Raw genomic sequence first — 12,533 nt, forward strand, 5'->3', positions numbered from 1 at the left:
CTTATAAGCCATTTGGCAATCTAGCCCTTATCCAATAAGGGCTGGTAGCTATTATTTTTGAAAAAACAGCTCGTTGACAAACTATCGGCCGTGCGCCACTTTGAACTTATCCCAATGTTCCGCTTCACTGGGGCGCAGCGTCAGAATCTCGGCTCCGGTGTTGGTCACCAGCACCGTGTGTTCCCACTGGGCCGACAGGCTGTGGTCCTTGGTCACCACCGTCCAATCGTCCGACAGCACATGCACGTCGGGTCGACCGGCGTTGAGCATGGGCTCAATGGTGAAGGTCATGCCAGGCAACATCATGTCACCGCTGCCGCGTTTGCCAAAGTGCCGCACCTCGGGTTCTTCATGCATGGCCGCGCCAATGCCGTGGCCACAAAAGTCGCGCACCACGCTGTAGCCGTGTTTGTGCGCGTGTGCCTGGATCGTTGCGCCGATGTTGCCCAGCGGTGCGCCGGGCTTGACTTCCAAAATGCCAAGGTAGAGGCTTTCCTGGGTGATGGTGGCGAGCCGTTTGGCGGCGATGCTGGGTTGGCCTGCGAAGTACATGGCGCTGCTGTCGGCGTGCCAGCCGTCGCGCGCGGCCACCACGTCAATGTTGAGCATGTCGCCGTCTTTCAAGGTTTTGTCGCCTGGTACGCCGTGGCACACCACATGGTTCACCGAGATGCAGGTGGCGTGTTGATACCCTTCGTAACCCACACAGGACGGGATGCAGCCATGGTCAACGATGTAGTCGTGGCAGAGTTTGTCAAGGAAAGCGGTGCTCACGCCGGGCTTCACATAGGCGCCAACCATCTCCAGCGCACCGACCAAAACGTTGGCCGCGTCGCGCATCTTCGCCAGGCTCTCCAAACTCTTTGTGTGGCTCATCATCAACATCTCAACCGTCCTATCCATCCAAAACACAGGGGGTGATAGCTTACCGTGCGAGCTGCCCGCAGGTGCCCGAAGCTTTTTTGGCCATCTTTTTGGCCGGGCTATGATTTGAAACAGCCCCACACCAAGATTGTTGGCGTTTCACCCAGCCCACCAAAAAAACCATGGCTCCCCGTTCGAAGATGTTTGTTCGTTCTCTGGCGGTTGTGCGTGCGCGCCAAACGCTGCAGGCCAAGTCCTACCCCAGGTTGCAGATGACCCTGATCACCGGCTTGACGGGGGCGTTTGGCCTGGTCTCGTCGTATGTGCTGTTGCACCTGGGCGGTGTTGAGAGCATGACGCTGCGTTACCCGCTGGCGCTGGTCTGTGCTTATGGCATGTTTTTGTTTCTGATCTGGCTGTGGCTCAGGACCCAGGCGCAGGACTACCTGGATCTGCCGAATCTGTCGGGGTCCTCATCCAACAGTGGCTCAGGCTGCAGCAGCGAACCCCTGCACAGCGGCGGCGGTGGGGATTTTGGTGGCGGTGGTGCCAGTGCCTCGTTCGACGGGCCCGGTGTGGCCCCGGTTGAGCCCATGGAGGTGGACTTCGATGTGAGCGAGTCGGTCAGCTCGGTGGCGGATGCCGATGAGCTGGCCCTGCCGCTGATGGCGGTGGTGTTGGCGCTTGGGCTGGCCTTGGCCTCCTTGTATGTGATCTACATCGCGCCAGCGCTGCTGGCTGAGGTGCTGGTGGATGGTGCGTTTTCGTACGCGTTGTACCGTTATGTGCGCGGGGACGATCCGGCCCACTGGCTGGCCACGGCGGTGCGCCGCACGGTGCTGCCTTTTCTTGCCACCGGTGTTTTCCTGATGGTGCTGGGGGCGGCCCTGTCGGCCTACGCACCGGGCGCCCATTCGATGGGGGACCTGCTCATCCCCTCGCGTGGCTGCGGTGGTCAGGAAAGATGTTTATGATGGCACGCGGCATCTGACTTGCCCCTCTCCGTTTGAGCAGGGAGCAGGAGAGACCCGGGTCCATCAGGCCCGAACAATCGTTTGGCAACCAAGCCAGCAAGGGAGCACCAGAACATGGCGTCAGCCTCAGTTTTTTCCTTGGCAAGATGAAGGCGCATCTTTGGGCGGAAGCCATATTGCGTTCCCATCCCGACGGCATCGCGCTGCTGGACGACTGTTACCAGCTGCTGTTTGCCAATGCGCAGTACTTGCGCCTCTGGGGGTTTTCAGAGCAAAGTGCATTTCGCATGACGGGTAGCGAGCGCTTTGAACACCAGGTTGGCCTGCTCGCCTACCCTGAAAAAGATGCTTTTGCGCTGCGTCTGATCGAGCAGGATGCGATGTCGCATCAGTCGAGTTATTTCCATTTGAAAGATGGCCGCTGGTTCGAACGCATCGCCTACCGGCACATCGTGGGGGCGGAAGAACTGGGCATTGTGTCGCAATGGCGCGATGTCACCGGCAGCCACCTGGAGAACCTGTCGGCCCAGCATGAGCGCGACCTGATGCACTCGATGATGGACAGTGTGCCCGACCAGATTTTTTTCAAAGACCGCGACAGCCGTTTTATCCGCATCAACACCAGCCTGGCCAAACGCTATGGCCTGGACGACCCGGCCCAGGCGGTGGGCAAGTCGGATGCCGACTTCTACTCGGCCGAACATGCGGCCCAGACGATGCGCGAGGAGCTGGAGATCATGCGCACCGGCGCTCCGGTGTTCAACCAGCTGCACCACGAGGTTTGGCACGATGGTCGTGAGGCCTGGAACGTCTCGATGAAGATGCCCTTGCGTGACGCCAACGGGGGCATCATTGGCACCTATGGCATCGCCCACGACATCACCGAGCACAAAAAAGCCGAGGCGCTGATCTGGCAACAAGCCAACTTTGACGCGCTCACCGGTTTGCCCAATCGCCGCATGTTGCGTGACCGCTGGGAGCAGGTGCTCAACACCCACAAACGCCATGGCCACGGGCTGGGGCTGCTGATCATCGATCTGGACCAGTTCAAGGAGGTCAACGACAGCCTGGGCCATGCTTTTGGTGACCAGCTGCTGGTGCAGGTGTCACGGCGTGTGGAAGCCTGTCTGCGCAGCACCGACACCCTGGCACGCATGGGCGGCGACGAGTTTGCGGTGATCCTGACCGACTTGCTGCCCTGCGCCGACGTGGGGGACATTGCGCAAAAAATCGTTACCAGTTTTGGCGAGGCCTTTGATCTGGGCGGCCACCGGGTGTTTGTGTCTGCCAGCATCGGTGTGGCGCTGTACCCGCAAAACGGGGAGAGCTTCGACGAGCTGCTCAAACTGGCCGACCAGGCCATGTACGAGGCCAAGTCTCATGGCAGAAACGGCTTTTGTTTCTTCACCAGCGCGTTGCAGGAACGTGCCCACAAACGGCTGCGCATGGCCAGTGACTTGCATGTGGCCCTGGAGCAGCAGCAGTTTCACCTGGTGTACCAGCCGGTTGTGAACCTCAGAGATGGCAGCATCCACAAGGCCGAGGCGCTGATCCGCTGGCAACACCCGCAGCGCGGGCTGATTCCGCCGTGTGAGTTCATCCCGCTGGCGGAGTCGATGGGCCTGATCAACGAGATCGGAGACTGGGTCTTTCACACTGCGGCGCAGCAGGTGCGCCTGTGGCGCAGCGAGCTGCATCCCGACATGCAAATTGCCGTCAACAAGTCGCCGCTGCAGTTTCAGAGCAAAAACGGGCCGACTCCCAGCTGGGCCGACCACCTGAAGTCCGGCAACATCGCGCCCGAAGCCATCGTGGTCGAGATCACCGAAGGCCTGCTGCTGGATGCGTCCGAGTCGGTCCAACGCCAACTGCTGAGCTTGCGCCAGGAAGGCATGCGGGTCTCGCTCGACGACTTTGGCACCGGCTACTCGTCACTGGCCTACCTGCACCGCTTTGACATTGATTTCCTCAAGATCGACCAGTCCTTCATGCGGGATCTGGCGCCAGGCAGCAAAAACCTGACACTGTGCAAAGCCATCATCCAGATGGCGCATGAACTGGGCATGCAGGTGGTGGCAGAGGGCATCGAAACCCAGCTGCAAAAAGACCTGCTGCAGGAAGCCGGCTGTGATTTTGGCCAGGGCTACTTCTTTGCCAAGCCGCTGCTGCCTGAGGATTTTTTGGCGTTTGCCCGCAGTGGGCACGCGCCTGGGCATTGAGCTGCCCGGTGTCAGCCAGCTTGCCCCAGGGTTCAAGCCTCTTTTTGGCTGCCAGCCCTTTTTCGATAAGGGCTGGCAGCTATTGTTTTTGAGTTAACCAGTCAGCCGACAGGCCAGCTAGTTAAGCCCCACCCATCAGCCCGTGTTGCGCAGGCCCGCCGCGATCCCGTTGATCGAGATGTGGATGCCGCGTTTGACACGTTCATCACTCAGGCCAGCACGGTGGCGGCGCACCAGTTCCACCTGCAGGTGGTGCAGCGGGTCGATGTACGGGAAGCGGTGGCGGATCGAACGTTGTAACGCCGCGTTGTGCGCCAGACGCTGTTTGTCGCCGGTGATCAACTCCAGCGCGTGGGTGGTGCGCTGCCATTCCTGCTCGATCGCGGTGAAGATCTTCTTGCGCAGTTTTTTGTCGGTTACCAGCTCGGCGTAACGACCGGCCAGGGCCAGGTCACTCTTGGCCAGCACCATGTCCATGTTGGACAGCAGGGTTTTGAAAAACGGCCACTGGTGCTCCATGGTCTGCAGCAGCGCCAGCTGTTTCTTTTGCTGCTTGGCCGGTGTTTTGTCACCCAGGGGTTTGAGGAACTGTTCCACCGCCGAACCAAAGCCGTACCAGCCCGGCAAGGTCAGGCGGCACTGGCCCCAGCTGAAGCCCCAGGGAATCGCACGCAGGTCTTCAATCTTTTGCGTGGCCTTGCGTGAAGCCGGGCGTGAGCCGATGTTGAGTTCGGCAATTTCGCGGATTGGTGTGGCGCCAAAAAAGTAGTCGGTGAAGCCCGGGGTCTCGTACACCAGCGCCCGGTAGGCGGCCATGCTGGCCAGCGACAACTCGGCTGCGGCTTCCAGAAACGCCGGCTCAGCCGCCTGGGTCGGGTGGAGCAGGGTGGCTTCCAGCGTGGCTGCCACCAGGGTTTCTAGGTTGCGTCGGCCAATCTCGGGGTTGGCGTATTTGGAGCCAATCACCTCACCTTGTTCGGTCAGGCGGATCTGGCCACGCACGGTGCCCGGGGGCTGCGCCAGGATCGCCTCAAAGCTGGGGCCGCCGCCGCGCCCGACCGTGCCGCCCCGGCCGTGGAACATGCGCAGCTGGATGAATTCCTTGTCATCAGGCGTCGGGTGGTCGCGGTTGATCTCGTCAAACACCTCGACCAGCGCCAGTTCACCACGGTACAGCTCCCAGTTGCTGGTGAAGATGCCGCCGTCCTTGTTGCTGTCGGAGTAACCCAGCATGATGTCCTGCTCGCCATACTGGTCGGCATGGCCGCGCTGCACCATGGCCAGGATGCCGGGCAAGGCGTAGAAGGTTTTCATGATCGGCGCGGCGTGGCGCAGGTCGTCGATGGTCTCAAACAGTGGCACCACAATCAGGTCGCAGCTGGCGTTGTCACAGTCGAGCGTGCCGCGCATCAGGCCCACTTCTTTCTGCAGCAGCATCACCTCCAGCAAGTCACTTACGGTTTCCGTGTGGCTGATGATGTAGTGGCGAATGGCCTGGGCGCCGTAGCGCTCACGCATGGTTTTGGCGGCTTCAAAAATGGCGATTTCGCTGAGCGTGTGTTCGCTGTAGGGCGCACCCACCACGCGCAAGGGCCGGGTTTCGTTGAGCAGCTTGAGCAGCAGCTGGCATTTGGCTTCTTCGTCCAGGCTGGCGTAGTCAGCTGTGACACGGGCCTGGGCCAGCAGCTCGGTCAGTACCGCTTCATGCTGGTCGGAGCTTTGGCGCAGGTCGACCGTGGCCAGGTGGAAACCAAACACCTGGATGGCGCGCATCAGTGGCTGCAGGTGCTGGGTCACCAGGGCCTGGGCGTGCTGCGCCAGCAGTGAGGCTTCGATCACCTTCAGGTCGGCCAGCAACTCTTGTGCGCTGGCGTAGGGGTTTTGCGGCGGCACCGCGTAGTGCGGCGCCTCGGTGCCGGTCAGCGCCTTGAGGGTGGCCGCCAGGCGGGCGTACACACCAATCAGTGCGCGGCGGTAGGGTTCGTCCTTGCGGTGTTCGCTGGTGTCGGCTGAGCACTCGGCCAGGGCCTGCATCTCGGGCGAAAACGCCATCAGCATGGCCGACTGCGACAGATCACCGCCCAGCAGGTGGATCTCGGCCAGGTAGTGGCGGATCGCCACATCGGCCTGGCGGCTCAGGGCGTGTTCCAGGGTGTGGGCGTTGACATTGGGGTTGCCGTCGCGGTCACCCCCAATCCACTGGCCCATGCGCAGGAAGTTGGCAATCGGCTGCTGGCCCAACGCTTGTTCCAGGTGGGCATAGATGCGCGGGATCTCGCGCAGGAAGGTTGATTCGTAATAACTCAGCGCGTTGTCCACCTCGTTGGCCACGGTGAGTTTGGAAAAACGCAGCAGCCGGGTTTGCCACAGCTGCAGCACCCGGGCGTGCAACTGGGCCTCGTTGTCGGCCAGTTGTTGGGGGGTGAGTGCGTCGTCGGGCACCTGGTAGGCCAGGGCCTGGGCCAGGATGTCGTCACGCTGCGCCAGCAGTTTGGCGATGTCGCGCTCGGCATCCAGAATACTTTTGCGCTGCACCTCGGTCGGGTGGGCGGTCAGCACCGGCGAGACATAACTGTGCGCCAGCATCGCGCTGATGGCCTGGGGCGTGATGCCGCCTTCGGCCAGGCGCTGCAGTGTTTTGCCGATGCTGCCTTCACGCACCGCGCCCATGCGCTGGTGGATGGCGCGGCGGCGGATGTGGTGGCGGTCCTCGGCCAGGTTGGCCAGGTGGCTGAAATAGGTGAAGGCACGCACCACACTCACGGTTTTGTCACCGCTGAGCGACTTGAGCAGCTTGCTCAGGGCCTTGTCGGCCTCGTGGTCGGCATCGCGGCGAAACGCTACGGACAACTGTCGGATTTTCTCGACCAGTTCAAAGGCGGCCTCGCCCTCTTGCTCGCGAATCACGTCGCCCAGAATGCGACCCAGCAGGCGGATGTCGTCGATCAGGGGTTGCTCGGTGCTGATAGGGCTGGTTTTGGGGCGTGGGGAGCTGGTTTTTGTCATGGCAGTTCTGTGGTTGAGCATGCTATTTTCAAGCAAGACTCATGCTAGCATTCTCGACTGCATCGCTATTACAAAAAGGTTACGGCTACGCGCCACACACTTATGAGCACATTCACGATTGCCACCAGAGAAAGTCGCTTGGCCATGTGGCAGGCTGAGCATGTACAGGCCATTTTGACGGGTATGGGTCATACGGTCAGCATTCTGGGTATGACCACCCTGGGTGACCAGATTCTGGACCGCGCCTTGAGCCAAGTCGGAGGCAAGGGTCTGTTTGTGAAAGAGCTGGAGGTGGCGCTGGAGGCCGGCAGTGCCGACCTGGCGGTGCATTCGCTCAAGGATGTGCCTATGGAGCTGCCCGAGGGTTTTTCCCTGGCCTGCGTGATGGAGCGCGAAGACCCGCGCGATGCTTTTGTTTCCCCACGTTACGCCAATCTGGCCGCGCTGCCGCAAGGTGCGGTGGTCGGCACTTCCAGCCTGCGTCGCGTCGCATTGCTGCGCGCCCTGCGCCCGGACCTCAAGATCGAGCCCTTGCGTGGCAACCTCGACACCCGCCTGCGCAAGCTCGACGAAGGCCAGTACGACGCGATTGTGCTGGCCGCTGCCGGCCTCAAGCGCTTGAAGCTCGAAGACCGCATCCGTGACATTTTCGAGCCCGAAGTGATGCTGCCCGCCGCTGGCCAAGGCGCCCTGGGCATCGAGGTGCGTACCGACGGTGCCGAGATCACCACCGCTTTGACCCCGCTGATCCACCAGCCGACCTGGCTGGCCGTGGCGGCCGAACGTGCGGTGAGCCGCGCGATGGGGGGCAGCTGCTCGATGCCGCTGGCCGCCTTTGCCACGTTGCAAGGTGATGTGCTGACCATCAACGCCGCCTGGGGTGACACCGAGAACAAGCTGCCGCTGGTGCGCGCAAATGCCACCGGCCCGGTCACGGACCAGGCCAGCGCTGCGGCCTTGGGCCAGCGTGTGGCTGACGCGTTGAAGGCCGGTGTGCTGGCCCAAGGTGGTCGCCTCGACCATCTGGACAAGGCCCTGATCGGGCAATAAGCCATGCGTGTGATCGTGACCCGGGTGCAGCCACAGGCTGCGCGCTGGGTCAAGCTGCTTTCTCCCTCCTGTGACGCGCTGGCGCTGGCGCTGCTCGAAACCCGGGCCCTGACCGATACATCGACGCTGCAGGCCATTGGGGCACGTTGGCCAGACTACGCCGCTGTGATGTTTGTCAGCAGCCATGCGGTGGACTATTTTTTTGCATCCAATCAGGCTGTAACCCTTTTATACAAAGGGCAGGAAACTCCTGAAACAAGAGCGTGGTGTACTGGCCCCGGCACCCGTTCTGCCTTGCTGGCACAGGGCCTGCCCGCGCAGAAGGTCGATGCGCCACCCGCCGACGGCGGACAGTTTGACTCCGAGGCGTTGTGGCAACAGGTGCAGGGCCAGGTGGGTCCTGGCGCCCGGGTGCTGATTGTGCGTGGTGATACCCGAGACGACGACAGCGACAAGCCTGACAGCGCCGAACAGCCCGCTGCTACACCGGGGGTGGGCCGCGACTGGCTGGCGCAAACCCTGCGCCAGGCCGGGGCCGAGGTGGATTTTGTGGTGGCTTACCAGCGCGGCGCTCCAGTGTGGGGGCCGGCTGAACGTGCCCTGGCGACACAAGCCGCCAGCGATGGCTCCGTCTGGTTGTTCAGCAGCGCCGAGGCGGTGGGCCACTTGTCCAGCCTGCTGCCCGGCCAGAGCTGGGCCCAGGCCCGTGCGCTGGCCACCCATGCCCGGATTGCACAGGCGGCGCGTGATCTGGGCTTTGCCACGGTGTGTGAGTCGCGCCCGACCTTGGCCCATGTTCTTGCCTCGATAGAATCATTGGCATGACCCATGTCAACCCAACAGATGCCAACGGTGTGAATGTGCCCCCGGAACCGGCAGCGGTCGAGGCTGCGCCGCTCCCAGTCAGCCCTGCCCAAGCCGCTGCGGCGCCAGGCCGCAACCCCGTGGTGTGGCTGGGTGCTTTGCTGGTGATTTGTGTGCTGGCAACGGTGCTGCTGTGGCAGAAGGTCAGCAACATCCAGGAACAACTGGCGATGCAAAGCGCCGACGCCCAGGGCAAGTCACAAGAGGCGCAGGCCCTGTCCAAACAGGCTTTGGCGATGGCACAGGAGACTGTGACCCGGGTCGCGGTGCTCGATGCGCGCTTGAGCGAGGTGGCCTTGCAGCGCAGCCAGCTCGATGAACTGATGCAAAGCCTGTCGCGCTCGCGTGACGAAAACCTGGTGGTGGATATTGAAGCGGCCCTGCGCTTGGCGCAGCAGCAGTCGGAATTGACCGGCACGGTCGAGCCGCTGCTGGCGGCGCTCAAAAGTGCCGATCAGCGGGTGGCACGTGCCGCCCAGCCGCGTCTGGCGTTGCTACAGCGGGCTCTGGCGCGTGACATTGAGCGTGTCAAGTCGGCGGCTGTGAGTGACACCCCGAGCATGCTGGTCAAGCTCGATGAGCTGGTGCGCCTGGCCGACGAGCTGCCGCTGGCCAATGCGGTGATGCCTTTGCTCAAGATGGCCGAGAAGCCCCAGGCAGCGGCCTCCAAACCGCTTGATCAGTGGCAACAGGCCTTGCAGCAGGTGCTTGGGGAGGCACGCAACCTGGTGCGGGTGAGCCGCATCGAAGCCCCCGAAGCCGCCCTGTTATCGCCGGAACAGTCGTTTTTTGTGCGTGAGAACCTCAAGCTCAAGCTGCTCAACGCCCGCCTGGGACTGTTGTCGCGCCAGGTCGATGCCGCCCGCGCCGATCTGGGTGTGGCGCAGGACAGCCTGAGCAAGTATTTTGATGAGCGTGCCCGCAGCACCCGCGTGGCCGTCACCCTGTTGCAGCAGGTGCAGCTGCAGATGCGCCAGCTCAAGATTCCCCGGGTGGATGACACCCTGGCGGTGTTGGCTACAGCGGCAGCGGGGCGCTAAGCCATGCGGCTCACCTTGTGGTTCCTGGGGCTGTTTGGGGTGGCGGTGGCGCTGGCACTGTTTGCCAGCACCAACCCCGGCACCATCACCGTGTTCTGGCCACCGCACCGGGTGGACGTGTCGCTCAATCTGGCGATTCTGACGCTGCTGCTGGTGTTCGCTCTGCTGCATGTGGCGCTCAAGGCGCTGTCCGCGCTGTTTGCCATGCCGGGGCAGGCCCGTTCCTGGCGGCTGCGTTACCAGGAGCGCATCATGCATTCGGCCTTGCTCGATGCCTTGTCGCATCTGGTGGCCGGGCGTTTTATCCGTGCCCGCAAGGCCGCCGAGTTGGTGCTGGCGCGCGAAGCGGTCATGACACGCAGTGGTGAGCTGTGGCCCGATGCACCCCGGCTGCGGGTGATGGCGCATCTGCTGGCGGCCGAAAGCTCGCAAGCGCTGCAGGACAAGGCCGCGCGCGAGATGCATTTCCAGCAGGCGCTGGCGCAGTCGGCCAGCGCCGAAGCCAGTGGCACCCGTGATGGTCTGCAACTGCGCGCGCTGCGCTGGTCGCTGGAAGAGCGTGACCCCGCCGCCGCGCTGGATTGGCTGGCGCAGTTGCCTGCCGGTGTGGCGCGTCGCACGGTGGCGCTGCGTTTGCGGCTGAAGGTCGCGCGCCTGGCCGGGCAAAACGATCTGGCCTTGGAAACCGCGCGTTTGCTGGTCAAACACAAGGCGTTTTCGGGCAGTGCGGCGCTGAGCCTGCAGCGGGCGCTGGCGCTGGAGTACATCCAGACCACCCAGGAGCCCGAACAGCTTGCGGTGGTCTGGGCAAAGCTTGACCCGGTGGAGCAGAACGTGCCAGAGGTGGCGTTGTCTGCCGCCGGTCGCCTGCTTCGGATGGGTGGGGCAGTGGATCAGGCATTTGCCTGGTTACTACCGGTTTGGGAGCGCATGACCCAATCTAAACAAGGGCTGGAGCCAGATCAGAAGGTTTTCCTGATCCGGGTGATGGAAAACGGCTTTTCTGCCGCTGGGGAAGACATCGACAAGCAGTGGCTGTCACGCATCGAACAGGCCCAGCTGGCCTCACCCGGGGACGCCGACCTGCAGTACCTGGCCGGTGTGGCCTGCCTGCACCTGCAGCTCTGGGGCAAAGCGCAACAGCTGATCCGCCAGGCCCTACCTCGGCTCAGTGATGCCGGTTTGTTGACGCGTGCCTGGCAGGTCCAGGCCGAACTGGCGCAACGCCAGGGTGACGAGGCGCAGGCGCTGCTGGCCTGGAGAAACGCAGCCCAGGTCACCTTGCGCCGCAAAACCTGACCCCCTGAGGGCCTGCCGGGCCTGTTAAAAAGTGTGCCGCAACGCATTTGCGTGACTTAGGACGCGTTCGAGTCTATGATTTGTCCATGAGCACATTCATCGAACACATTGTCAAGCTGACCAGTCACCGTGACCGTGATCTCCTGGAGCTCACGCTGTCCAAAGCGCTGATTGATCTGTTGCCCCTGGAGCGCATCGTCATTGCCCGTGTGGTGCGCGAGGAGGGCGTCAGCCGCTGGCTCGACGTGGCCCGACTCGACGCCAAGGGAGGCGGCCGTGTGATTGATCCGCAGCGGGTCGATTTCCAGACCCTGATCAAGCTCGAAGATGCCTCTGATCGGCTGCGCTGCCTGGAAACCCGTGAGCGGGTCGAGGTGGCTTGGGCCGGGCCGGAAGGTCCACGCATCACCCTGCTGCCCTTGTTCTCGGATTCACGGCAAGAAGATGCTGGTGTGCTGGAGCTGCATTCGGACGCGGCCCTGGACGCAGACAGTCTGGCCTTTGTGGATGCGCTGCGCCAGATTTACCGCAACATGTACAGCCTGCTGGAATACAGTGACCGCGACCCGCTGACCGGGCTGCTCAACCGGAAATCGCTGGACGATGCGTTTTATAGTGCGGTTCTCGAAGACCTAGATGGCATCCTGCCGCCGATGGACAGCGCGGGTGAGCAGGAGCGCCGCCACCGTGTGCCCGCCAACTACTGGCTCGGTTCGGTGTCGATCGACAACTATGGCCTGATCAGCGACAAACACGGGTATGCGGCGATGCAGGACGTGTTGCAGCAGGTCGCGCGCGTGATGAGCAGCACCTTCAGAACCTATGACCGGCTTTACCACTTTGGGGGTGACAGTTATGGGGTGTTGTTGCATTGCCCCGACGAGGCCCTGGTGCTGGCGGCGTTTGAGCGGCTGCGTGCCAATGTGGAGAAAACCCGTTTTCCGCTGGTGGGCCGTGTCACCGTGAGCAGTGGTTTCACCACCGTAAGGGCCGACGACTCACCTGCCAGTGCGCTCGAAAACACCGCGCGGGCAGTCGACTTTGCGCGCCGTGGTGGGGGCAACAAAGCCTGCAGCCATCTCGGGCTGGTGCGGCGTGGGTTTTTTGGGCCCGTGCCGGTCCTGACAGAGGAAGCGGCCGTCGTCTGAGCGTTGGCATCCAAGCAAGAAAAAGGGCACCTCAGGTGCCCTTTTTTGATAGCAAACATCCCTTTCGGG

Annotated in this window: 9 protein-coding genes; 7 read left to right on the forward strand and 2 right to left on the reverse strand. The window is 62.6% G+C overall.

From position 1 onward, the window contains the following. Positions 1–81: 81 nt before the first annotated feature. Positions 82–879 (reverse strand): type I methionyl aminopeptidase, encoded by a 798-nt coding sequence (gene map, locus KKO72_RS04130; RefSeq protein WP_251140437.1) that lies wholly within the window; start codon positions 877–879, stop codon positions 82–84. 185 nt (positions 880–1,064) lie between these two features. Between map and KKO72_RS04135 the strand changes: the two genes are divergently transcribed. Beyond that, positions 1,065–1,838 (forward strand): hypothetical protein, encoded by a 774-nt coding sequence (locus KKO72_RS04135; RefSeq protein WP_251140438.1) that lies wholly within the window; start codon positions 1,065–1,067, stop codon positions 1,836–1,838. 176 nt (positions 1,839–2,014) lie between these two features. After that, positions 2,015–4,057: a bifunctional diguanylate cyclase/phosphodiesterase gene (locus KKO72_RS04140; protein ID WP_214935727.1), complete on the forward strand. Its 2,043-nt coding sequence runs from the start codon at positions 2,015–2,017 to the stop codon at positions 4,055–4,057. Between the two features lie 135 nt (positions 4,058–4,192). Here KKO72_RS04140 and ppc read toward each other — a convergent pair whose 3' ends face one another. Next, the gene (gene ppc / locus KKO72_RS04145; protein WP_214935729.1) at positions 4,193–7,063 is read right to left on the reverse strand and encodes a phosphoenolpyruvate carboxylase; all 2,871 of its coding nucleotides are present in this window, start codon (positions 7,061–7,063) and stop codon (positions 4,193–4,195) included. Between the two features lie 102 nt (positions 7,064–7,165). On the opposite strand from ppc, the gene hemC reads away from it, so the two are divergent. From hemC to KKO72_RS04170, 5 genes are all read left to right on the forward strand, one after another. Next, complete coding sequence (hemC, locus tag KKO72_RS04150) at positions 7,166–8,113, forward strand: hydroxymethylbilane synthase (RefSeq protein ID WP_214935731.1); 948 nt, start codon at positions 7,166–7,168, stop codon at positions 8,111–8,113. Positions 8,114–8,116: 3 nt separating this feature from the next. Further along, complete coding sequence (locus KKO72_RS04155; protein ID WP_214935733.1) at positions 8,117–8,938, forward strand: uroporphyrinogen-III synthase; 822 nt, start codon at positions 8,117–8,119, stop codon at positions 8,936–8,938. Then, complete coding sequence (locus KKO72_RS04160) at positions 8,935–10,017, forward strand: uroporphyrinogen-III C-methyltransferase (RefSeq protein ID WP_214935735.1); 1,083 nt, start codon at positions 8,935–8,937, stop codon at positions 10,015–10,017. Before KKO72_RS04155 ends, KKO72_RS04160 begins: the two co-directional genes overlap by 4 nt. Positions 10,018–10,020: 3 nt before the next feature. Then, positions 10,021–11,316 (forward strand): heme biosynthesis protein HemY, encoded by a 1,296-nt coding sequence (locus KKO72_RS04165; protein WP_214935737.1) that lies wholly within the window; start codon positions 10,021–10,023, stop codon positions 11,314–11,316. Between the two features lie 86 nt (positions 11,317–11,402). Continuing rightward, positions 11,403–12,464: a GGDEF domain-containing protein gene (locus KKO72_RS04170; RefSeq protein WP_214935739.1), complete on the forward strand. Its 1,062-nt coding sequence runs from the start codon at positions 11,403–11,405 to the stop codon at positions 12,462–12,464. Positions 12,465–12,533 lie beyond the last annotated feature (69 nt).

It is taken from the genome of Rhodoferax sp. U11-2br (assembly GCF_018619435.1).
Lineage (GTDB): Bacteria > Pseudomonadota > Gammaproteobacteria > Burkholderiales > Burkholderiaceae_C > Rhodoferax.